The following is a 22,407-nucleotide window of genomic DNA, read 5'->3' as shown; positions in this document are numbered from 1 at the left end:
TTCCCGGTCCGGCCCTCGCCGTACACCCTCGGCCCGCTCAGGCCGCTATCGGACGTTGGCTCTGCACCGCCTGGAGCAGCCCGATCGCCACCCAGGTGGAGAACATCGACGATCCTCCGTAGGAGACGAACGGCAGCGGGATGCCGGCCACCGGCATGATGCCCAGGCACATCCCTATGTTCTCGAAGCCCTGGAAGGCGAACCAGGCGACCACCCCGGCCGCCACGATCGTGCCGTACAGGTCGGTGGCCTGGCGGGCGATCCGGCAGCCCCGCCAGAGCACCACGCCCAGCAGCACGATGATCGCCATCGCCCCGAGGAAGCCCAGCTCCTCGCCGGCGACCGTGAAGACGAAGTCGGTCTGCTGCTCCGGCACGAACTGCCCGGTGGTCTGGGTGCCGTGGAACAGCCCCTTGCCGGTCAGTCCGCCGGAGCCGATCGCGATCCGGGCCTGCGCGGTGTTGTAGCCGACGCCGGAGGGGTCGAGCGCCGGGTTGGCGAAGGCCGCGAACCGGTCGATCTGGTACTTGCTCAGCACGCCGAGCTTCCAGATCGCGACGCAGCCGCCGACGCCCGCCAGGATCAGCCCGAACACCCAGCGGTTGGCCGCGCCGGAGGCGAGCAGGATGCCCAGCACGATGACGGCCATCACCATCACCGAGCCGGCGTCCGGCATCAGCATCACGATCGCCATCGGCAGGGTCGCCCAGACCAGCGCCCGGAACACCGCCTTGTTCGCCGGGAACTCCCGCTCCCCGGCGTCCACCTGGTCGGACATCACCAGCGCCATGGACAGCACGATCGCCAGCTTGGCGAACTCGGCGGGCTGCACGGAGAAGCCGCCGCCCAGCTGGATCCAGGAGTGCTGGCCGTTGATGGTCGAGCCGAGCGGGCTCAGGGTGGCCATCAGCAGCAGGATCACGCCGGCGTACAGGAAGGGCACCACGGTGCGGAACCGCCGGCTCCCTATCGCTATCACCACCGCGCACAGCACCGCTCCGACCATGACGTTGGTCAGGTGCCGGAACAGGAAGTACTGCGGGTCGCCGTGGGTGAGGGAGTCGCGCCCCCGGGTGGCCGACCAGACCAGCAGCGAGCTGCCCAGCGACAGGACGGCCGCGGCCAGCAGCAGTATCCAGTCGATCCGCCACAGCGGGGAGTCCTTGGCCAGCGCCTTGGGCACCCCGCCGCGCTGCGGGGCGAGCCGGAGCTGGCGGTACGAACCGTAGGAGGTCATGCCCGGCCCCTTCCGGTGGTGGAGCGGGTGGGTTCGACGGCGACGGCGGCGGAGACGCCCGGCACGGGGGTGCCGCCGCCGGGCCGGTCCGGGTCCAGGAAGACCCGCGGCGAGCCGCCGGCCACCCCGGGGTCGCCGACCGGGACGACCGAGGAGGCCGCAGCGACCGGGCCCACCGAGCCGACCGAGTCCGCCGGGCCCACCGCGCCGGACGGGCCCGCCGAGGCGTCGAAGGACGCCGGCTTGATGATCGCGGTGCCGTCCGGGTTGAACTTCGGCAGCTCGGCCTGCGGCTTCGGCAGCAGCGCCTTGCCCTGGTCGATGTTGCCCTTGTCGTCCACGCCGTACAGGGACTGGTAGATCCGCCGGATCGCGTCGCCGGAGCCGCCGGAGCCGGTGCCGCCCTGGCTTATCGTCATCACGACCGCGTAGTCGCGGCTGTAGGTGGTCAGCCACGAGGTGGTCTGCTTGCCCTCGACCTCGGCGGTGCCGGTCTTGGCGTGCAGCTCGATCTTGCCCTGCGGCCAGCCCGCGCCGGTGAACTTCCAGGCGGCGGTACCGCTGGTGATGACGCCCGCGGTGGCCTGGTCGATGTAGCCGAGCAGCTTCTGGTCGCCGGGCAGCCGGCCGTCCTCGTGCGGGGCGATCTCGCGGACGAGATCCCCGCCCGGGCTTATCACGGCCTTGGCGACGGTGGGCCGGTAGAAGGTGCCGCCGTTGGCGAGCGCCGAGTAGATCCGGGCCATCTGGACCGGGGTGACGAGGGTGTCACCCTGGCCGATCGCGAAGTTGACGGCGTCACCGGCGCGCATCTGGTAGCCGTCGACGCAGTTCTCCCGGGCGATCTGGTCGGAGAAGGAGTTGCCGCCCTTCTCCGCCTGCTTGCACCAGGCGTCCTTGTTGTTGTCGTAGAAGGACTGCTTCCACTGCCGGTCGGGGACCCGGCCGGGGACCTCGCTGGGCAGGTCGATGCCGGTCTTGGCGCCGAGGCCGAACTGGTGGGCGGTCTTGAAGAACCAGTCGCCCGGGTCCTTCTTCGGCTTGATGCCGCCGTCCTTCATCCACTGGTCGTACGCCAGGCCGTAGAAGACGGTGTCGCAGGAGACCTCCAGGGCGCGCTCCAGGGAGATCGCCCCGAAGCTCTCGCTCTCGAAGTTCTTGAACTCGCGGCCCCCGATGGTCATGGCCTTCGGGCAGTCGTAGCGGCCGTCGAGCGAGTAGCCGGCCTGGACGGCGGCGGTGGTGGAGATGACCTTGAAGGTCGAGCCGGGGGCGGACTGACCCTGTATGGCCCGGTTGAGCAGCGGGAAGTTGGACTCCTTGCTGGTCAGCGCCTGGTAGTCCTTGCCGCTGATGCCGCCCTGCCACAGGTTGGGGTCGTAGGTGGGGGCGCTGGCCATCGCGACGATCCGCCCGGTGTGCACGTCCATCACGACGGCGGCGCCGGAGTCGGCCTCGTAGTTGCGGTTGGTGACCTTGTCGAAGGTCTTGCGGGCGTCGCTCATGGCCTGCGCCAGGTTGTCCTCGACGACCTTCTGCACCTTGGCGTCGATGCTGGTCACCAGGTTGTTGCCGGTCTGCGGGGCGGCCTGGTCGGCGGTGCCGATGACCCGGCCGAGGTTGTCGACCTCCAGCTTGGTGATGCCGGCGGTGCCGCGCAGGTCGCGGTCGTAGACGGACTCCAGTCCGGCCCGGCCGATCTGGTCGGCCGGCAGGTAGCGGTCGAGCCCCGCCTTGTCGGCGGTCTTGGAGACCTCGTCGTCGGTGACCGGGGAGAGGTAGCCGAGCACCTGGGCGAGGTTGGCCCCCTCGGCGCCGGTGTAGTGGCGCACGGCGGTCGGCTGGGCGGTGACCCCGGGGAAGTCCTCGCGGCGTTCCATTATCTGCATCGCCTGCTGGGTGGTCGCCTCCTTGGTGACCGGGATCGGCTGGTACGGAGAACCGTTCCAGCAGGGCTGCTGCGTCTTGGCGTCGCAGAGCCGGACCTTCTCCTGGACGTCCTTGGCGGGCATCCCGAGCACGTCGGCGAGCCGGGTCAGCACCGCCTTGCCGGCGTCCTTCTGCTGGAGCAGCGAGGTGCGGCTGACCGAGACCACCAGCTTGGTCTCGTTCCCGGCGAGGATGCGGCCGGAGGCGTCCAGGATCTCGCCGCGGACGGCCGGTTCGACGACCTCGCGGATGTGGTTGCCGGTCGCCTTGGCGGTGTAGACGCTGGCGTTGCGGATCTGCAGGTACCAGAGCCGTCCGCCGAGGGTGGCGAGCAGCGAGACCACCAGGATCTGCAGCACCACCAGACGGATCGTCACCCGCCGGGTTCGGCCGGTCTCGGGGATGTTGCTCACGTCTCGTGCGCTCCAAAACTGAACAGGGCGGGCAGGCTTGGTCGGGGCCGGGTTACGGGCGCTTTCCCGCGCCGAGCAGGCGCTTCTTGCGGTACCCCGGTCCGGCCGTGGCCTCGCGGGTGGTGCGGTAGCGGGTCAGGCTGCCGAGGCCGGGGCCGCCCTCGTCGTCCTCGGCGACCGACAGCGGGTCCTTGCCGAAGCGGCGGGCGACCAGCATCACGGCGGGCACCACGAAGGGTGCGAGCAGCAGGTCGTAGAGCAGGGCGGTGACGACGAGCTGGCCGAGTCCGACGTGGCGGGCGGCGGTGTCGCCGACGAGGGCGCCGACCATGGCGTACAGCAGGGTGGAGGCGACCGCGGCGCCGGCGACCACGAGCAGCGCGCTGGAGACCGAGCGCTGGCGGCCGTGCTCGGGGCGCAGCAGCCCGGCGGCGTAGCCCATCAGGCAGAGCACCAGCGCGTAGCGGCCGATGGCGTGGTCCGAGGGCGGGGCGAGGTCGGCGAGCAGGCCGGCCGCGAAGCCGACCAGGCAGCCGCCGGTGGGTCCGTAGACGAGGGCGAGGCCGACGACCACGAGCAGCAGTATGTCCGGGGTCGCACCGGGCAGTTGCAGTCGGCCGAAGACGCTGACCTGGAGCAGCAGCCCGAGCAGGATCAGGATCGCGGAGACGGGGATGCGGGCGAGGCGCATGGCTCAGTTCCCCCCAGTGGGCTTGGCGGGCGGGGCGGCGGCGGCCGGCACGGCGGGCGCGGCGGGCGCGGCCGGGGCGGCCTGGCCCTGGGCGGCCGGTGCGGGGGCGGGCGGCAGCACGGCGTCGCGCGGGTCGGTGCGGGGCGGGACGACGACGACGCCGACCAGGTCCAGCCGGGTGAACTGGACGAAGGGCTCGACCAGGACGGTCTTGGTGAGCTGTCCGGGGGTGGCCTCGACCTGGACGACCCGGCCGACCGGGACGCCGGGGACGAACGGGCGGCCGCTCTGCGAGCCGAAGGTGACCAGTCGGTCGCCCTCCTTGACCTGGGCCTTGCCGTTGAGCAGGGAGACCTTCATGGCGCTGGTGCCGCCGCCGGCGGCGAAGCCGATCTCCCCGGTGCCCTCCAGCCGGGTGCCGGCGGTGAAGCCGGGGTCGGAGGCGAGCAGCACGGTGGAGGTGGTGGGGGCGACGGTGGTGATCCGGCCGACCAGGCCCTGGCCGTTGACGACGGTCATGTCGCGGGTGAGGCCGTCGTCGCTGCCGGCGTCGATGGTGATGGTCCAGGAGAAGCCCTGGGCCGGGCCGATCGCGATGGTCTGGGCGGCCTTGACGGTGTAGCCGCCGGCGCCGGCGGTGCGCAGCAGGTCGTCGAGCTGCTTGGTGCGCCCGCCGGCCATGTCGGAGGAGGCCAGCTTCTGCCGCAGTTCGGTGTTCTCGCGGGCGAGCTGGTCGGTGCGGCCGCTGTTGGAGGCGGCGTCGCGGAAGGCGCGGACGGTGTCGGCGACCGGGTCGACCGCGCTGGCGGCACCGCGTTCGACCGGGCCGAGGACGGTGGCGGCGGCGCGCCGGGCGCCGCCGAGCGGGGAGCTCTCGCCGCCCTTGATGTCGACGGTGATCAGTGCGAACGCGACGGCCACCAGCAGGATGAGCAGCAGCCGGCTCTCTCGTGTGTCCCTCACGGTGCTGGTACTGCCCCTTCGTGCCCCTGGTCCGCCGGCCCGGGCTGTGGACCCGGGCGGGGACCCGTCGGTTCGGCTGGTGTGTCGGTTCTGCTAACGGCGCGGCGCGGCGTCGAGTACCTGCTGGAGCGCCTCGAACTCCTCGACGCACTTGCCGGAGCCGAGTGCGACGGAGTCGAGCGGGTTCTCGGCGATGTGGATCGGCATGCCGGTCTCCCGGCGCAGCCGCTCGTCCAGGCCGCGGAGCAGGGCGCCGCCGCCGGTGAGCACGATGCCCCGGTCCATGACGTCGCCGGCCAGCTCGGGCGGGCACTGGTCGAGGGTGGTCTTGACCGCGTCGATGATCGAGTTGACCGGCTCGTCGATGGCCTCGCGGACCTCGGCGGCGGAGATGACGACGGTCTTGGGCAGGCCGCTGACGAGGTCGCGGCCGCGGATCTCGGCGTGCTCGTCCTTCTCGCCCTCCAGGCCGAAGGCGGAGCCGATGCTCATCTTGATCTGTTCGGCGCTGCGCTCGCCGAGGAGCAGCGAGTACTCCTTCTTGATGTGCTGGACGATCGCGTTGTCGAGTTCGTCGCCGGCGACCCGGATGGACTGCGCGGTGACGATGCCGCCGAGCGAGATGACGGCGACCTCGGTGGTGCCGCCGCCGATGTCGACGACCATGTTGCCGGTGGGCTCGTGGACCGGGAGTCCGGCGCCGATCGCGGCGGCCATCGGCTCCTCGATGATGTGCACCTGGCGGCAGCCGGCCTGGAGGGAGGCCTCGATGACCGCGCGGCGCTCGACGCCGGTGATGCCGGAGGGGACGCAGACGACGACCCGGGGGCGGGCGAGGAAGCGGCGGCGGTGCACCTTGAGGATGAAGTAGCGCAGCATCCGCTCGGTGATCTCGAAGTCGGCGATGACGCCGTCCTTGAGGGGGCGGATGGCCACGATGTTGCCGGGGGTGCGCCCGATCATCTTCTTGGCCTCGGAGCCGACCGCGAGGATGCCGCCGGTGTTGGTGTTGACCGCGACGACGGACGGCTCGTTGAGAACGATCCCCTTGCCCCTGACGTACACCAGCGTGTTGGCAGTTCCGAGGTCGATCGCCAGGTCGCGGCCGATGAACGACAGGTTGCTCGCCATGGGGTGTGGGTGCCTTCCCGGGCTCGGAGTCATGTGGGGTGGACGGTGTGCGCCCGCAGAGGGGCGGCGACCAGCTGAGCTGCCTAACCGGGCCCTTGAGTCGCGTCCATCGTAGTCACGCCGTTCGGCACGGACGTCGACCCGGGGCACGCCGTCCATTGTCCGGGGCGTGATCGCTTCTCAGGGCATTGGGACGCCGTGTCGGAGGGCCTGGTTCCCTATTTCCCGATAAGAATGCCCCGGCCGGGCCAATGGTCCCGACCGGGGCGTCCCGAAGGTCCCGGTGCGCGCGCGGTCAGGCGTGGGCGGGGAAGAAGATCTTGATCTCGCGCTCGGCGGACTCCACCGAGTCGGAGGCGTGGATCAGGTTCTCGCGGGTGATGGTCGCGTAGTCGCCGCGGATGGTGCCGGCCCCGGCCTCCAGCGGGTTGGTGGCGCCGGCCAGCATGCGGATGCCGGCGACGACCTCCTCGCCCTCGACGATCAGGGCGATCGACGGGCCGGAGGTCATGAACTCCAGCAGCGGCTCGTAGAACGGGCGGCCGACGTGCTCCGCGTAGTGCTGCTCCAGCGTCGCCCGCTCGAAGGTGCGCAGCTCGGCGGCGGCGAGCCGCCAGCCGGCCTTGCGCTCGATCCGGCTGATGATCTCGCCGGCCAGGCCGCGCTTGACGGCGTCGGGCTTGAGCAGGACGAGAGTGCGCTGGGACACGGGGCGTCTCCTGGGGAAATCGGGTTCGGCGCGCACGCGGGAATCGGCGCGCACACGGATCGGCACGCACGCGCGATTCCGCGTGCGCCGTGCGACTACCGCAGAGGTTACCTTGCGTGAGCGAACGCCCCGGACCCGGTCCTGGCCCGGCTCCGAGGCGTCCCGGAGCCGGCCCGGAGGCGCCTCAGGCGGCCGCGGCGGCGGTCCGGGCGGCCTTGATCTCGTCGATCCTGCGGCCGTAGTGCACCGAGCACCACCAGAGGCCGGCGAAGATCACGCCGAGCACGAACATGGTCGGCACCACGAAGCCGCTGGCGATCAGCCCGAGCTGCAGCGCCCAGCCGACGGCCACCGCGCCGGGGCGGGTGATCATGCCGCAGAGCAGCACGCACAGCACCATGGCGATGCCGCTGACCGTCCACAGGGCGCCGTGCGAGACGTCCGTGAGCTGCATCGCGACCAGGGCCGCGAAGAGCACCACGAGGGCCTCGCCGATCAGCGTCGAGGAGCAGAGCGTCCTCATCGTCACTTCCTCCCGAGCAGCAGGCGGGCCTCGCCCACCGTGATGACCGATCCGGTGACCAGCACCCCGGCGCCGCCGAGGTCGCCCTCCTCCTCGGCCAGGGTGACGGCGGCGGCGATGGCGTCGTCGAGCCGGGGCTCGACCTGGACCCGGTCCTCGCCGAAGACCTCGACCGCGAGCGCGGCCAGGGCGTCCACGTCCATCGCGCGGTGGGTGGAGTTCTGGGTGATCACGACCTCGGCGAGGAGCGGCTCGAAGGCCTCCAGCAGGCCGGCCACGTCCTTGTCGCCGCTGGTGCCGATCACGCCGACCAGCCGGGTGAAGCCGAAGGACTCGCCGATGGCGGCGACGGCCGCGCGGGCGCCGTGCGGGTTGTGGGCGGCGTCCAGCAGGATGGTGGGGCTGCGCCGGACGACCTCCAGCCGGCCCGGGGAGCTGACGCCGGAGAAGCCCTGGCGGACCTTGTCGGCGTCGAGCTGTCCGCCGCGGGCGCCGCCGACGCCGAAGAACGCCTCGACGGCGGCCAGCGCGAGGGCCGCGTTCTGCGCCTGGTGCTCGCCGTGCAGCGGCAGGAAGACGTCCTCGTACTCCTCGCCGCCGATCCCGCGCAGCGTCACCAGCTGGCCGCCGATCGCGAGTTCGCGGCGGACGACGCCGAACTCCATGCCCTCGCGGGCAACCGTGGCGTCCACCTCGACCGCGCGCCGCAGGATGACCTGGGCGGCGTCGAGCTGCTGCTGGGCGACGACCGCGATCGCGTCGGACTTGATGATCCCGGACTTCTCGACGGCGATCTCGCCGGTGGTCTCCCCGAGCTTGTCGGTGTGGTCCAGCCCGATCGGGGTGATCACGGCGACCCCGGCGTCGATGACGTTGGTGGCGTCCCAGGAGCCGCCCATGCCGACCTCGACCACGGCGACGTCCACCGGCGCGTCGGCGAAGGCCGCGTAGGCCATGCCGGTGAGCACCTCGAAGAAGGACATCGCGACCGGCTGGCGCTCGTCGACCATCCGCACGTAGGGCTCGATGTCGCGGTAGACCTCGACGAACCGCTCGGGGGTGATCGGGGCGCCGTCCAGGCTGATCCGCTCGGTGACGCTCTCCACGTGCGGGCTGGTGTAGCGGCCGGTGCGCAGCTCGAAGGCGCTGAACAGCTGCTCGATCATCCGGGCGGTGGAGGTCTTGCCGTTGGTGCCGGTGATGTGGATGGAGGGGAAGGACCGCTGGGGCTGGCCCAGGATGTCCATCAGCGCCTCGATCCGGTCGAGCGAGGGCTCCAGCTTGTTCTCCGGCCAGCGCTCGGAGAGTTCCACCTCGACGTCGCGCAGGGCGTCGGCGGGGCTGCCGTCGGCGGGGCGGAGGGTGTACGGGTTCGGGTCGGCCTTGTCGCTCACGTCCACAGTCTACGGAGCGCGGGGCGCCGCTCCCGACGGGGTGAGAACCACCACTTTGCCCGACTTGGCCGTTTTCCGCGTTTACTATCGTTTTGGCGATATCAGACCGCAACGAAGCATTGATTCGCACCCCAGGGAGACAGATCGCCTTTGATCATGAGGAGCACCGCGCCATGCCCGACGCCCTGCGCCAGTTCTTCGAGATGCGCCGGGACGGCTTCGTCCAGCTCGCCGGGCTGATCTCGCTGGCCCTCGTGCTCTACATGGCCCTGGTCTTCGGCCGCTTCCTGGTCTACTGGGCCGGCTCCCGGAACGCCTTCCGGCGCAACCGCCCGGCCCGCCCCGGCGACCCCGCCGCCTTCCAGTGGCACCTGATGATCCCCTGCCGGGACGAGGAGGCGGTGATCGCCCAGACCCTGGCCGGACTGCGCGCCGTCGCCCCCGCCGCCCACCTCTGGGTGATCGACGACGACAGCGAGGACGCCACCCGCGACCTGGTGCTGGCCGCCGCCGGGCACGACGCCCTGGTCCACCTCGTCCAGCGCCGCCGCCCGCACGCCCGGATCGGCAAGGGCGCCGCCCTCAACGCCGCCTACCGGGAGATCTCCGCCTCGCTGCCGCCCGGCACCGACCGCTCCCGCGTCGTGCTCGGCGTCGTCGACGCCGACGGGCAGCTCGACCCCGGCACCCTCGAACAGGTCGGCAACGAGCACGCGATGGGCCGCCCCGACACCGGCGCCGTGCAGATCGGCGTGCGGATGCGCAACGCCGAAGACCCGCGCCCGCTGGCCGGCCGCGGCCGGCTCGCCAACGCCCTCGCCCGCGCCCTGGTCCGGATGCAGGACGTCGAGTTCCAGGCCAACAACGCCGGCATGCAGCTGCTGCGCCGCCGCACCGGCAGCGTCGGCCTCGGCGGCAACGGCCAGTTCGTCCGGCTCACCGCCCTCGACTCGCTCACCGCCGAGGAGGGCCGCGACGGCCGCCCCTGGCCCGAGCGCGCCCTGCTGGAGGACTACGAGTCCGGCCTCGACCTGCGGCTGGCCGGCTGGCGGCTCACCCACGTCACCGAGACCAACGTCTCCCAGGAGGCCCTGGTCTCCTGGCGCCGCTTCCTCACCCAGCGCACCCGCTGGGCCCAGGGCAACATGCAGTGCCTGCGCTACACCGGCCGGGTGCTGCGCTCGCCGCACTACCGGCCCGCCGGCAAGGCCGAGGTGCTGTACACCTTCCTCCAGCCGGTGGTCTGCGTCCTGCTGGTCGTCCTCACCCCGCTGTCGCTCGCCATCACCGGCGCCGGACTGGTGCTCTTCCCCGAGGAGACCGCCGACTTCCAGCTGACCTACGGCCCCTGGATGGTGGCCGCCTTCGTGCTCGCCACCCTGCCGATGGTCTTCTGGGGCCCCACCTACCGCCGGCTCGTCCGCCCCGACCGGAGCAGGCTCACCGGCCTGCTCTGGGGCGTCCTGGTCTGGCTCTACGCCTACCACCTGTTCGTGGTCGCCGCCCGGGCCGCCGTCCGGATCCTGCTCGGCCGCAACGGCTGGGCCAAGACCCGGCGCAACGCCGAGAAGGTCGCCGTCGGCGCCCCGACCGCCCTGGAGTCCTGACCCCGGCCGCGCCGCCGCCCTCCCTCCCCCCTCGTCCGCCGCCGCCCCGCCGTCCGGCAGCCCGCCGCCCCGCCCCCAGACCCCGGAGCCGTCCCGCCATGAGCCTGTGCCCCGCCCCCCGGTCCGCCGCCCGCCCGCTCGCCCCCGGCAGCGTCGCCGTCGTCCTCGGCACCCGCCCGGAGCTGGTCAAGCTCGCCCCGCTGATCCACGAACTCGGCCCAGCCACCCGGCTGGTCCACACCGGCCAGCACTGGGACGAGGCGATGTCCGGCCGCTTCCTGCGCGACCTCGGCCTGCCCCGCCCCGAGCTGCTCACCGGCGTCGGCGGCCGCCCCCGGGCCGGCCAGATCGCCCAGTCGCTCGGCCAGCTCGACGCCGCGTTCGCCGAGGACCGCCCGGCCGCCGTCGTCGTCCAGGGCGACACCAACGCCACCCTGGCCGGCGCGCTCGCCGCCAACGCCCGGGAGATCCCGCTGGTCCACGTCGAGGCCGGACTGCGCAGCTTCGACCGGGCGATGCCCGAGGAGCACAACCGGGTGATGGTCGACCACGTCTCCGACCTGCTGTGCGCCGCCACCCCCGACAACGCCGCCAACCTGCGCGCCGAGTCCCTGGACGAGGAGCGGATCGCGCTCACCGGCAACACCGTCGTCGAGGTGGTCCGCCGCTCGCTGCCCGGCACCGGGGAACGGGCCGCCCTGCTCGCCCGGCACGGCCTCGCCGCGGACGGCTACGTCCTCGCCACCGTGCACCGGCCGGAGAACACCGACACCGCCGAGGCGCTCGGCGCCGTCCTCGCCGAACTCGACCGGATCGCCCGGGCCGGCACACCGGTGCTGTTCCCGATGCACCCGCGCACCCGGGCCGCCGTCGAGCGCTTCGCCCTGGACGGCCTGCTGGCCCGGCTCACGGTGACCGGACCGGTCGGCTACGCCGACTTCCTGGGCCTCGCCCGGCACGCCGCGCTGCTGGTCTCCGACTCCGGCGGGGTGCAGGAGGAGTGCACCGTGCTCGGCCGCCCGCTGCTGGTCGTGCGCCGCTCCACCGAACGGCCCGAGGCGGTCGAGACCGGCTTCGCCGCCCTGGTGGCGCCCGGTGCCGAACTCGGCGCGCTCGCCCGCGCCTGGCTCGCCGACACCCCGGAGCGGCTCGCCCGGCTCGCCGGCACCCCCAGCCCGTACGGGGACGGCCTGGCCTCCGCCCGGATCGCCGACCTGACCGCCCGGCTCGCCCACGGGCCCGCCGCGGTACCGCAGGCCGCCTGACCCGCCGGGGGCCGCCCGGCCGGGGGCCCTCTTGACAGCGGAATTGGTCTACTCCACCTTGTGAAGGCAAGTCTCCTCCCCCGACAGGGACTTGTGTTGTCGGTAGCTCCCGCACACAGATCCGTCGACACCCGGACGGCCCTCCCCCACGAGGACCGCCGGCCTCCCCCACCGGAGATGGAGCCATGCCACCTGCCACCCACCGGCGCCCGCGCGCCGTCCACTCGCTGCTCGCCGGCGCCACCGCCGTCGCCCTCGGCCTCGGCGGCCTGGTCCTCGCCGGCGGCGCCGGCGCCCAGGCCGCCCCCAGCGACGTCGAACTCGTCACCAACGGCGGCTTCGAGGACGCCAACCGCCTCAACGGCTGGACCTGCGCGGCCGGCGCGCCGGAGACCGCCACCGTCCACGCCGGCACCGGCGCGCTGCGCTCCACCCCGAGCGGCAGCGCCACCGGCGAGTGCACCCAGACCGTCACGGTCAAGCCCTCCTCGACGTACACGCTGAGCAGCTGGGTCCAGGGCTCGTACGTCTACCTCGGCGCCCGCGGCACCGGCGGCACCGATCCGAGCACCTGGACCCCCGGCGGCACCGGCTGGTCCAAGCTCAGCACCACCTTCACCACCGGGGCCGCCACCACCAGCGTCACCGTCTACCTGCACGGCTGGTACGGGCAGCCGGCCTTCCTGGCCGACGATGTCTCCCTGCTCGGCCCGGGCGACCCCAAGCCCTCCCCCACCGCGACCAGCCCCACCCCGACCGGCACCGTCGGCCCGTCGCCCACGGACACCACCACGCCCTCCCCCACCGCCACCACGCCCCGGCCGCCGGCCAGGCACCTGCTCACCGGCTACTGGCAGAACTTCGACAACGGCGCCACCGTGCAGCGGATCAGCGACGTCCCGGCCGCGTACGACATCATCGCGGTCTCCTTCGCCGAGGCCACCGGCACGCCCGGCGGCCTGGGCTTCGCCCTGGACCCGACGCTCTCCTCCCGGCTCGGCGGCTACACCGAGGCGCAGTTCAAGGCCGACATCGCGGCCAAGAAGGCGGCCGGCAAGAAGGTGATCCTCTCGGTCGGCGGCGAGAAGGGCACGGTGTCCGTCAACAGCTCCGCCTCCGCCACCAACTTCGCCAACAGCGCCTGGTCGCTGATGCAGACCTACGGCTTCGACGGCGTCGACATCGACCTGGAGAACGGCGTCAGCTCCACCTGGATGGGCCAGGCGCTGCACACCCTGGCGGCGAAGGCCGGCTCCGGCTTCACGCTCACCATGGCGCCGCAGACCATCGACATGCAGTCGACCGGCGCGGAGTACTTCAAGCTGGCGCTGAACGTGAAGGACATCCTCACCATCGTCAATATGCAGTACTACAACTCCGGCGCGATGCTGGGCTGCGACGGGCAGGTGTACTCCCAGGGCACCGTCAACTTCCTGACCGGCCTGGCCTGCATCCAGCTCAAGGGCGGACTGCGGCCCGACCAGGTCGGCCTCGGCGTGCCGGCCTCCACCAGCGCGGCCGGCGGCGGCTACGTCAGCCCGAGCGTGGTCAACAACGCGCTGGACTGCCTGGCCGCCGGCACCAACTGCGGCAGCTTCAAGCCCGACACCAAGTGGCCCGGGATCGGCGGGGCCATGACCTGGTCGACCAACTGGGACGCCAAGGCCGGCGGCGGCATCGCCTCCACCGTCGGCTCGCACCTGCACGCGATGCCGTAACCGGCACGCGGACCCGCCCCTGACGGGGCCGGAGGCCCGGAGCCGGTCAGGGCTTGTCTCTTGGATTTTGTCGGCCCCCGGCAAGGATCCGAGAGACAAGCCCTAAACGCCGGCCCGGGCCTCCGGCACGCCTGCGGGCACCCCTCCGTGCCGGCGGCGCAGCTCGGCGGTGATCTCGGCCAGCTCCCCCTCCGGCAGCAGCGGCAGCATCATCGCCACGCCCTGGAGCAGCCCGCCGAGCAGGAAGGTGGTGTCGGGGGTGGCGGCGACCAGGTCCCTGACCTCCGTCACCTCGCCGGCCGCGACCGCCTCGATCAGCCGGGCCGCGTCGACACCGTCCTCCTCGACGTGCACCGCGCCGGTGTCGCGCGGGGCCCGCCGGGCCATCGAGCGCAGCACCCGGTCGCCCACCTCGGGCGCGTAGGCCTTGCGGACCGCCTCGGCGGCGATCCAGGTGAGCAGCGTGGTCACCTCGCGCTCGACGTGCTCGTCCAGCAGCCGGTCCAGCGCGTGGTCGAACGCGAGCTGGTTGCCGTGCCGGAAGGCGAGCAGCAGGGTCGCCGCGCGCGCCTTGGCCTCCTCGACCGCCTCGGCAGGCAGCTCGTCGGCCAACACCTCGGTCACCACCACCACGCCCATGCCCTCCCGTCGTCCCTCACTGTCCGGAACTCGAAGCACACCGTACACATCCGACCTGCGAAATTCCGCGAAACCGCGCGGGCAAGACCGGGATCAATTCGGAAGGAATAGGACCTCACCCGATCCAGGATGAATATTCGCCGGAAGGGAGCAACGAATTGGGCTATTGGGACTCCCGATCAGCCGACATCCGGAAAAGCGGAGGAGCCGCACCCCGCGTCGGCGGGGTGCGGCTCCTGGTGGACCGGGCGACGGCTCCGGAGAGCCGTCGGCGCGTCAGCCCTGCGGCAGCGCCGCGAGCTGGGCGGTGATCCGGGCGATGTCGGCCTCGGCGGCCTCCTGGCGGGTCCGGATCTTGGCGACCACGTCGTCCGGCGCCTTGGCGAGGAACGCCTCGTTGCCGAGCTTGCCGGCGGTCTGGGCCTTCTCCTTCTCGGCCGCCGCGAGGTCCTTGGCGAGGCGCTTGCGCTCCGCCGCGACATCGATCGTGCCGGACAGGTCCAGCGCCACGGTGGCACCGGCGACCGGCAGCGAGGCGGTGGCCGCGAAGCCCTCCTCCGGCACGGTCAGACGCAGCAGCGAGCGGATCGCGTCCTCGTGGACGGCCAGCACGGTGCCGTCCAGGTCCAGCCGGGCCGGGACCCGCTGGCCCGGCTTCAGGCCCTGGTCGGTGCGGAACCGGCGCACCTCGGTGACCACCCGCTGCAGGGTGGCGATCTCCGCCTCGGCGCCGGCGTCGCGGAACCCGCTGTCCTGCGGCCAGTCGGCGATGACGAGCGACTCGGCCCCGGTGAGCGTGGTCCACAGCGTCTCGGTGACGAAGGGCACGATCGGGTGGAGCAGCCGCAGCGTGATGTCGAGGACCTCGCCGAGGACCCGGCGCGCGGCGTCGGCCTGCGGGCCGCCCTTGGCCAGGGTGGTCTTGGAGAGCTCCACGTACCAGTCGAAGACCTCGTCCCAGGCGAAGTGGTACAGCGCCTCGGAGAGCTTCGAGAACTGGTAGTCGTCGTACAGCGCGTCCACCTCGGCGACCGTGCTGTTCAGCCGCGACAGGATCCAGCGGTCCGCGGCCGTCAGCTCCTCCGGCGCGGGCAGCGGGCCCTCGACGGTGGCGCCGTTCATCAGCGCGAAGCGGGTCGCGTTCCAGATCTTGTTGGCGAAGTTGCGGGCCGCCTGGACCCAGTCCTCGCCGATCGGGACGTCGACACCCGGGTTGGCGCCGCGGGCCAGCGTGAACCGCAGCGCGTCCGAGCCGTACTTGTCCATCCAGTCCAGCGGGTTGACCACGTTGCCGAAGGACTTCGACATCTTCTTGCCGTTCTGGTCACGGACCATGCCGTGCAGCGCGATGGTGTGGAACGGCGGGGTGCCGTCCATCGCGTAGAGCCCGAACATCATCATCCGGGCGACCCAGAAGAACAGGATGTCGTAGCCGGTGACCAGGACGGAGTTCGGGTAGAACTTCGCCAGGCTCTCGGTCTGCTCCGGCCAGCCGAGCGTGGAGAACGGCCACAGGCCCGAGGAGAACCAGGTGTCCAGGACGTCGGTGTCCTGGTGCCAGCCCTCGCCGGCCGGCGGCTGCTCGTCCGGGCCGACGCAGACGATCTCGCCGTTCGGGCCGTACCAGACCGGGATCCGGTGGCCCCACCACAGCTGGCGCGAGATGCACCAGTCGTGCAGGTTGTCCACCCAGTCGAAGTAGCGCTTCTCCATCTCCTGCGGGTGGATCTTGACCCGGCCGTCCCGGACGGCGTCGCCGGCCGCCTGGGCCAGCGGGCCGACCTTGACCCACCACTGCATCGACAGCCGCGGCTCGATGGTGGTCTTGCAGCGCGAGCAGTGGCCCACCGAGTGGACGTACGGGCGCTTCTCGGCGACGATCCGGCCCTCGGCGCGCAGCGCGGCGACGATCGCCGAGCGGGCCTCCAGCCGGTCCAGGCCCAGGAACGGGCCGTGCACGGTGATCACCGCGTGCTCGTCCATCACCGCGATGTTCGGCAGGCCGTGGCGCTGGCCGATCTCGAAGTCGTTCGGGTCGTGGGCCGGGGTCACCTTGACGGCGCCGGTGCCGAACTCCGGGTCGACGTGCTCGTCGGCGACGATCGGGATCCGGCGGCCGGTGAGCGGCAGCTCGATCTCGGTGCCGACCAGGTGCCGGTAGCGCTCGTCGTCCGGGTGGACGGCGACCGCGGTGTCACCGAGCATCGTCTCGGCCCGGGTGGTGGCGACGACGATGGAGTCCTCGCCCTCGCCGTAGCGGATCGAGACCAGCTCTCCGTCGTCGTCCTGGTACTCCACCTCGATGTCCGAGATGGCGGTCAGGCAGCGCGGACACCAGTTGATGATGCGCTCGGCCCGGTAGATCAGCTCGTCGTCGAAGAGCTTCTTGAAGATGGTCTGGACGGCCTGCGACAGGCCCTCGTCCATGGTGAAGCGCTCGCGCGACCAGTCGACGCCGTCGCCGAGCCGGCGCATCTGGCCGGAGATCTGGCCGCCGGACTCCGCCTTCCACTTCCAGACCCGCTCGACGAACTCCTCGCGGCCCAGGTCGTGCCGGGACTTGCCCTCCTTGGCCAGCTCGCGCTCGACCACGTTCTGGGTGGCGATGCCGGCGTGGTCCATACCGGGCTGCCACAGCGCCTCGAACCCCTGCATCCGCTTGCGGCGGACCAGGGCGTCGATCAGCGTGTGCTCGAAGGCGTGGCCCAGGTGCAGCGAGCCGGTGACGTTCGGCGGCGGGATGACGATGGTGAACGGGGGCTTGTCGCTCGTGGCGTCGGCGGTGAAGTAACCGCGCTCTACCCAGCGCTCGTACAGCTCGCCCTCTACGTCCGCCGGAGCGTAGGTCGTCGGGAGGGTGGCTGCGTCGTCCCCTGCGGGCGTACTGGCGGGGCGCTGGTTCGTGGTGTCGGTCACGACGCACAGTTTACGTAACCCGGGAACCCGGTTACGAACGCCTTTCACCCCCCGGACTCCCGGACCGGCCCGGACGGGCGCACGCGCGAGGGCCCCGGCGCCGCCGCGGAGGCGGTACCGGGGCCCTCGTCCCGGCCCGGGTCCGACGGACGGACCGGCGGGCCGGAGGGGTCTCAGGCGCTCTTGTCGCGCCGCTCCCGCTTGATCATGTCGCGCGGCACCAGGGTCGGGATGGCGTGCTTGGAGACGACGTCCCCGGTCACCACCACCCGGGCGACGTCCTGACGCGAGGGGACCTCGTACATCACGGACATCAGCACCTCCTCCATGATGGCCCGCAGACCGCGCGCGCCGGTGCCCCGCAGGATCGCCTGGTCCGCGATGGCCTCCAGCGCGTCCCGGGAGAACTCCAGCTCCACGCCGTCGAGTTCGAAGAGCTTGCGGTACTGCTTGACCAGCGCGTTCTTCGGCTCGGTGAGGATCTGCAGCAGCGCCTCGCGGTCGAGGTTGTGCACGCTGGTGATCACCGGGAGACGGCCGATGAACTCGGGGATCATGCCGAACTTGACCAGGTCCTCCGGCATCACCTGACGGAAGTGGTCGCTGGCGTCCTGCTCCCGCTTCGAGCGGATGTTCGCCCCGAAGCCGATGCCCTTGGCACCCGCCCGGCCCTCGATGATCCGCTCCAGGCCCGCGAACGCGCCGCCCACGATGAACAGCACATTGGTGGTGTCGATCTGGATGAACTCCTGGTGCGGGTGCTTGCGCCCGCCCTGCGGCGGCACCGAGGCGGTGGTGCCCTCCAGGATCTTCAGCAGCGCCTGCTGCACACCCTCGCCGGAGACGTCCCGGGTGATCGACGGGTTCTCGCTCTTACGGGCGACCTTGTCGATCTCGTCGATGTAGATGATCCCGGTCTCGGCCTTCTTGACGTCGTAGTCCGCCGCCTGGATCAGCTTGAGCAGGATGTTCTCGACGTCCTCGCCGACGTAGCCGGCCTCGGTCAGCGCCGTGGCGTCCGCGATCGCGAACGGCACGTTCAGCATCCGGGCCAGGGTCTGCGCCAGCAGCGTCTTGCCGGAGCCGGTCGGACCGAGCAGCAGGATGTTGGACTTCGCCAGCTCGATGGCGTCCTCGCGGCCGTTCCCGCCGCTGCGCCCGGCCTCACCGGCCTGCACCCGCTTGTAGTGGTTGTAGACCGCGACCGACAGCGCCTTCTTGGCGAGGTCCTGGCCGACCACGTACTGGTCGAGGAACTCGTAGATCTCGCGGGGCTTCGGCAGCTCCTCGAAGCGCACCTCGGAGGTCTCGGCGAGCTCCTCCTCGATGATCTCGTTGCACAGGTCGATGCACTCGTCGCAGATGTACACGCCTGGGCCGGCGATCAGCTTCTTCACCTGCTTCTGCGACTTGCCGCAGAACGAGCACTTGAGCAGGTCGCCACCGTCTCCGATGCGTGCCACGAGGTGCTTCCCCTTCGCCAGGGGCCCCGCGGGGGATCCGGGGCCTGGTGCTGTGGACCGAAGACGCCGACGGCGATCGGTCTCGCTGTCCGACGGTACTCTGCCGAGCCGTCGATTCCGCCCTCTTCGCCGGGTCTGCCCTACGCCCTGGGCGAATTGATACCGAACAGATGCCGTCGGAGGAGCCGCTGGTGTGCCGGAGGCGGGGCGCGCGAACCGATCGCGCGCCCCGCCCCGGCCCCCGCGTCCCGAGGAGGGCGCCGCGGGGGGTGCTGGCCTCAGGAGGTCAGCGAGGCCTTGCGGGTCGAGATGACCAGGTCCACCAGACCGTACTCGACGGCCTCCTCGGCGGTGAGGATCTTGTCGCGCTCGATGTCCTCGCGGACCTCCTCGACCGACTTGTTGGAGTGCTTCGACAGCATCTCCTCGAGCTGCTCGCGCATCCGGAAGATCTCCCGGGCCTGGATCTCCAGGTCGGAGACCTGGCCGCGGCCGGTCTCGGTGTACGGCTGGTGGATCAGGATGCGGGCGTTCGGCAGCGCCATCCGCTTGCCGGGGGTGCCCGCCGCCAGCAGCACGGCCGCCGCCGAGGCCGCCTGGCCCATGCAGACGGTGGTGATGTCGGGCTTGACGTACTGCATGGTGTCGTAGATGGCCGTCAGGGCCGTGAACGAGCCGCCGGGCGAGTTGATGTACATCTGGATCTCGCGGTCCGGGTCCATCGACTCCAGGCACAGCAGCTGCGCCATGATGTCGTTGGCCGAGACGTCGTCCACCTGGGAGCCGAGGAAGATGATGCGCTCCTCGAACAGCTTGGCGTACGGGTCGTACTCGCGGATGCCCTGGGAGGTGCGCTCGACGAAGCGCGGGACGATGTAGCGGCCCTCCGCTCGCATGTCCTCGACGCGGGCCTTGGCGGCCGACAGGCTGGGGATGTTCATGGGTGTTCTGGTCCTCCGGAGCGTTGTGGCTGTGGTCTCGTGGGCCCGGGGCGGGGCTCAGGCGCCGGTGCCGCCGCCGCCGGGGACGTCCGCGGCACTGTGCATGATCGCGTCGATCAGGCCGTAGTCCAGGGCCTCCTCCGGGGTGAACCAGCGGTCACGGTCGGAGTCCCGGGTGATCTGCTCGAAGGACTGGCCGCTGTGGAAGGCGATCAGCTCCGACATCCGCTTCTTGGTGCGCAGCAGCTGCTCGGCCTGGATCCGGATGTCGGTGGCCGAACCGCCGAGGCCGGCGGACGGCTGGTGCATCAGGATGTTGGCGTTCGGCAGCGAGAAGCGCTTGCCCTTGGCGCCCGCGGTCAGCAGGAACTGACCCATCGAGGCCGCCATGCCCATCGCGATCGTCACGACGTCGTTCTTGATGTACTGCATGGTGTCGTAGATCGCCATGCCGGCCGAGATCGAGCCGCCCGGGGAGTTGATGTAGAGGAAGATGTCCTTGTCCGGGTCCGCGGCCAGCAGCAGCAGCTGAGCGGTGATCTTGTTGGCGATGTCGTCGTCGACCTGCTGACCGAGGAAGATGATCCGCTCGTTGAGCAGCCGGTTGTAGACCTGGTCGCCGAGGCCGCCGAGCACGTCACCAGCGGCGGCGTGCGGCGCCATCGGGCCGGGCATCTGCATCTGCGGGTACGTCACTTAGCCACCTGCTCAGTCGATTTGGACGGTCGCTCCACGGCCGTCACGGTGTCGCACAGCTTCCGGGTATCACGTCGTGATTGTTGCTGTCCATGGACCCTAACGCGCAGGCCGGGCCGCAGAATCCCTCACGCAGAACTGTTCGCTGTGAGCGCAGGGTTCGCGGCGGCAACGGCAGCGGGCCCGGACACCGTAAGGCGTCCGGGCCCGCTGAGGGACCTCGGGTCGAGCGAGGCTACCGGGGCGATCAGGCCTCGGTCTTCTCCTCGGCCTCGGCGGCCGGGGCCTCGACGGTCTCGGCCGACTCGTCGGCCTCGTCGTCGTCGAAGTTGACCTCGTTGCCCTCGGTGTCGACGACCTTGGCGGCCTCGACCACGGTGGCCAGCGCCTTGCCGCGGGCGACCTCGCCGACCAGGAGCGGAACCTGGCCGCCCTGGACGACCTGCTGGGCGAACTGGTCCGGGGTGAGGCCCGAGCCGGCGGCGCGACGGATGAGGTGCTCGGTCAGCTCCTCCTGGGAGACGTTGAGCTCCTCGTCGGCGACGATCTGGTCCAGGACGAACTGGGTCTTGATGCCCTTCTTCGCCTGCTCCTCGGTCTCCGCCAGGAACTCCTCCTCCGACTTGCCCTGGGTCTCCAGGTAAGCCGCCAGCGTGAGGCCCATCGGCTCCAGCTGGTGGTGCTCCAGGTTGTGCTTGCGGGTCTCGATCTCGTCCTTGAGGAGCTTCTCCGGGAACTCGATCTCGACCAGGCCGAGCAGCGCGTCCAGCACCTTCTCCTGGGCCTGGGTGGCCTGGTCGTACTCCTTCATGCGCTCGAGGCGCTTGCGGGAGTCGGCCTTCAGGTCCTCCAGGGTGTCGAACTCGCTCGCCAGCTGGGCGAACTCGTCGTCCAGCTCCGGCAGCTCCTTCTCCTGGACCGCGGTGACCGTGACGGTGACCTCGGAGGTCTGGCCGGCCTGGGTGCCGCCCTTGAGCTCGGTGGTGAAGGTCGCGGTGCCACCGGCCTCCAGGCCGACGACGGCCTCGTCGATGCCGTCGATCAGACGGCCCGAGCCGATCTCGTAGCTGACGCCGGACGCGGTGCCGTCCTCCGGCACCTCGCCGTCGACCTTGGCCTCGAGGTCGAGGACCACGGTGTCACCGGCGGCCGCGGCGCGCTCGACGTCCTTGACCGAGGAGAAGCGCTCGCGCAGCTGCTCCAGGGACTTGTCGATGTCCTCGTCCGAGACCACGATCGGGTCGACGGTGACCTCGATGGCCGAGAAGTCCGGGAGAGTGATCTCCGGACGGATGTCCACCTCGGCGGTGAACTTCAGGTCGCCGCCATCGGCGATCTTCTCGACACCCTCGATGTTGGTGATGTCGGGCTGTCCGAGAACCTCGATCTTGCCCTCGTCGACGGCCTGCGTGTAGAAGCGCGGGAGGGCGTCGTTGACGGCCTCCTCCAGCACAGCGCCACGGCCGAAGCGCTGGTCGATGACCCGGTTCGGGATCTTGCCCTTGCGGAAGCCCGGGACCGAGACCTGCTGGTTGATCTTCTTGTACGCCGCGTCGAGGCTGGGCTTGAGCTCCTCGAAGGGCACCTCGACGGTGAGTCGAACCCGGGTCGGGTTCAGAGTCTCGACGGCGCTCTTCACGGTTGGGTCTCCTATGGGGCTTGCGGTCGGGTTGCCTGCACCCTCCCCGGACGGCCGGCCGGAGCCGGTTCGGTCGAGTCGGGCGAGACGGGCGATGGGCGGTTGGAGCTGCATCTCCCGTGGGGGGTGGACGGTGAGCGTGACTCCTCGCCCTCGTGCGGTCGGCCTGGGTTGACGCCACAGGGACTACCGCCAGCGCCCCATCCTACCGGTACCACGAAAGGCGGACGCCAGGCCGCCGCCGCAGACGGCCCTTCGGGGCCGTTCCGGGGTGTTTCCGCCCTGTTCGCGGGCGATCGGGGAGGCGGCCGCGCCCGGGAGCGCGCGCCCGGAGTGTGGTGTGCGGCACTCTTTCCGGCGAGCACTCCGGCGAACTTTCCGGCGAACTTTCCGGCGAGCTCTCCGGGACAGCTTTCCGGGAAGCGCCGAGGGACGCCGCGCCGCGGGGCGGAACGTGGGGAGGAACGGGAGGTCGAAAAGGGGTCGGGCCGGGCGTCGGGGACGCCGCCAACGACAACAGGGCCCCGCCGTGG

Annotated in this window: 17 protein-coding genes; 3 read left to right on the top strand and 14 right to left on the bottom strand. The window is 71.4% G+C overall.

What is annotated here, in order from left to right:
- Positions 1-37: 37 nt before the first annotated feature.
- The 8 genes from rodA to folC all read right to left on the bottom strand — a co-directional run bounded on the left by rodA (position 38) and on the right by folC (position 8,990).
- Entirely contained in the window at positions 38-1,237 is a 1,200-nt protein-coding gene (gene rodA / locus IF01_RS0133665) for a rod shape-determining protein RodA (RefSeq protein ID WP_030397404.1), read from the bottom strand.
- Positions 1,234-3,579, bottom strand: a complete 2,346-nt coding sequence (mrdA, locus tag IF01_RS0133660; protein WP_037782166.1) for a penicillin-binding protein 2 — start codon at positions 3,577-3,579, stop codon at positions 1,234-1,236. The genes rodA and mrdA overlap by 4 nt, the downstream gene beginning before the upstream one ends.
- 52 nt (positions 3,580-3,631) lie before the next feature.
- The gene (gene mreD, locus IF01_RS0133655; protein WP_037782164.1) at positions 3,632-4,270 is read right to left on the bottom strand and encodes a rod shape-determining protein MreD; all 639 of its coding nucleotides are present in this window, start codon (positions 4,268-4,270) and stop codon (positions 3,632-3,634) included.
- Between the two features lie 3 nt (positions 4,271-4,273).
- On the bottom strand, positions 4,274-5,233 hold the full coding sequence (gene mreC / locus IF01_RS0133650; RefSeq protein ID WP_030397401.1) for a rod shape-determining protein MreC: 960 nt from the start codon (positions 5,231-5,233) through the stop codon (positions 4,274-4,276).
- Positions 5,234-5,326: 93 nt separating this feature from the next.
- Positions 5,327-6,352 carry a rod shape-determining protein gene (locus tag IF01_RS0133645; protein ID WP_030309693.1) on the bottom strand — a complete coding sequence of 342 codons (1,026 nt, stop codon included), beginning with the start codon at positions 6,350-6,352 and terminating at the stop codon, positions 5,327-5,329.
- A 307-nt stretch (positions 6,353-6,659) separates the two neighbouring features.
- On the bottom strand, positions 6,660-7,073 hold the full coding sequence (gene ndk / locus IF01_RS0133640; RefSeq protein ID WP_030397400.1) for a nucleoside-diphosphate kinase: 414 nt from the start codon (positions 7,071-7,073) through the stop codon (positions 6,660-6,662).
- A 184-nt stretch (positions 7,074-7,257) separates the two neighbouring features.
- A complete protein-coding gene (locus IF01_RS0133635; RefSeq protein WP_030397399.1) occupies positions 7,258-7,596 on the bottom strand; it encodes a DUF4233 domain-containing protein in 339 nt (112 codons plus the stop codon).
- A gap of 2 nt (positions 7,597-7,598) precedes the next feature.
- Positions 7,599-8,990: a bifunctional tetrahydrofolate synthase/dihydrofolate synthase gene (gene folC / locus IF01_RS0133630; RefSeq protein ID WP_030397398.1), complete on the bottom strand. Its 1,392-nt coding sequence runs from the start codon at positions 8,988-8,990 to the stop codon at positions 7,599-7,601.
- A gap of 263 nt (positions 8,991-9,253) precedes the next feature.
- On the opposite strand from folC, the gene IF01_RS0133625 reads away from it, so the two are divergent.
- From IF01_RS0133625 to IF01_RS0133615, 3 genes are all read left to right on the top strand, one after another.
- Complete coding sequence (locus IF01_RS0133625; protein ID WP_030397397.1) at positions 9,254-10,597, top strand: XrtP-associated glycosyltransferase; 1,344 nt, start codon at positions 9,254-9,256, stop codon at positions 10,595-10,597.
- 98 nt (positions 10,598-10,695) lie between these two features.
- A complete protein-coding gene (wecB, locus tag IF01_RS0133620; protein ID WP_051756727.1) occupies positions 10,696-11,862 on the top strand; it encodes a non-hydrolyzing UDP-N-acetylglucosamine 2-epimerase in 1,167 nt (388 codons plus the stop codon).
- Positions 11,863-12,047: 185 nt separating this feature from the next.
- Positions 12,048-13,580 (top strand): chitinase, encoded by a 1,533-nt coding sequence (locus tag IF01_RS0133615; RefSeq protein ID WP_030397395.1) that lies wholly within the window; start codon positions 12,048-12,050, stop codon positions 13,578-13,580.
- 102 nt (positions 13,581-13,682) lie between these two features.
- On the opposite strand, the gene IF01_RS0133610 is transcribed toward IF01_RS0133615, so the two are convergent.
- The 6 genes from IF01_RS0133610 to tig all read right to left on the bottom strand — a co-directional run bounded on the left by IF01_RS0133610 (position 13,683) and on the right by tig (position 21,874).
- Positions 13,683-14,219, bottom strand: a complete 537-nt coding sequence (locus IF01_RS0133610) for a hypothetical protein (RefSeq protein ID WP_030397394.1) — start codon at positions 14,217-14,219, stop codon at positions 13,683-13,685.
- A gap of 276 nt (positions 14,220-14,495) precedes the next feature.
- On the bottom strand, positions 14,496-17,135 hold the full coding sequence (locus tag IF01_RS0133605) for a valine--tRNA ligase (RefSeq protein ID WP_030397393.1): 2,640 nt from the start codon (positions 17,133-17,135) through the stop codon (positions 14,496-14,498).
- A 173-nt stretch (positions 17,136-17,308) separates the two neighbouring features.
- Positions 17,309-18,598 carry an ATP-dependent Clp protease ATP-binding subunit ClpX gene (gene clpX / locus IF01_RS0133600; protein ID WP_030397392.1) on the bottom strand — a complete coding sequence of 430 codons (1,290 nt, stop codon included), beginning with the start codon at positions 18,596-18,598 and terminating at the stop codon, positions 17,309-17,311.
- Between the two features lie 278 nt (positions 18,599-18,876).
- Positions 18,877-19,539 carry an ATP-dependent Clp protease proteolytic subunit gene (locus IF01_RS0133595; RefSeq protein ID WP_030397391.1) on the bottom strand — a complete coding sequence of 221 codons (663 nt, stop codon included), beginning with the start codon at positions 19,537-19,539 and terminating at the stop codon, positions 18,877-18,879.
- Positions 19,540-19,596: 57 nt separating this feature from the next.
- Complete coding sequence (locus IF01_RS0133590; RefSeq protein WP_051741530.1) at positions 19,597-20,214, bottom strand: ATP-dependent Clp protease proteolytic subunit; 618 nt, start codon at positions 20,212-20,214, stop codon at positions 19,597-19,599.
- Between the two features lie 268 nt (positions 20,215-20,482).
- Positions 20,483-21,874, bottom strand: a complete 1,392-nt coding sequence (tig, locus tag IF01_RS0133585) for a trigger factor (RefSeq protein ID WP_030397389.1) — start codon at positions 21,872-21,874, stop codon at positions 20,483-20,485.
- Positions 21,875-22,407: the final 533 nt, after the last annotated feature.

Source organism: Kitasatospora purpeofusca (genome assembly GCF_000718025.1).
Classification (GTDB): Bacteria; Actinomycetota; Actinomycetes; order Streptomycetales; family Streptomycetaceae; genus Kitasatospora; species Kitasatospora purpeofusca.
This window is presented reverse-complemented; position numbering and strand designations above follow the sequence as displayed.

What these genes read in the sequence shown, in the direction of transcription:
- rodA (WP_030397404.1), bottom strand. Translation starts at nt 1,237, where the DNA reads ATGACCTCCTACGGTTCGTACCGCCAGCTCCGGCTCGCCCCGCAGCGC.
- mreD (WP_037782164.1), bottom strand. Translation starts at nt 4,270, where the DNA reads ATGCGCCTCGCCCGCATCCCCGTCTCCGCGATCCTGATCCTGCTCGGG.
- IF01_RS0133635 (WP_030397399.1), bottom strand. Translation starts at nt 7,596, where the DNA reads ATGAGGACGCTCTGCTCCTCGACGCTGATCGGCGAGGCCCTCGTGGTG.
- IF01_RS0133625 (WP_030397397.1), top strand. Translation starts at nt 9,254, where the DNA reads ATGGCCCTGGTCTTCGGCCGCTTCCTGGTCTACTGGGCCGGCTCCCGG.
- wecB (WP_051756727.1), top strand. Translation starts at nt 10,696, where the DNA reads ATGAGCCTGTGCCCCGCCCCCCGGTCCGCCGCCCGCCCGCTCGCCCCC.
- IF01_RS0133615 (WP_030397395.1), top strand. Translation starts at nt 12,048, where the DNA reads ATGCCACCTGCCACCCACCGGCGCCCGCGCGCCGTCCACTCGCTGCTC.
- IF01_RS0133610 (WP_030397394.1), bottom strand. Translation starts at nt 14,219, where the DNA reads ATGGGCGTGGTGGTGGTGACCGAGGTGTTGGCCGACGAGCTGCCTGCC.
- IF01_RS0133595 (WP_030397391.1), bottom strand. Translation starts at nt 19,539, where the DNA reads ATGAACATCCCCAGCCTGTCGGCCGCCAAGGCCCGCGTCGAGGACATG.
- IF01_RS0133590 (WP_051741530.1), bottom strand. Translation starts at nt 20,214, where the DNA reads ATGCCCGGCCCGATGGCGCCGCACGCCGCCGCTGGTGACGTGCTCGGC.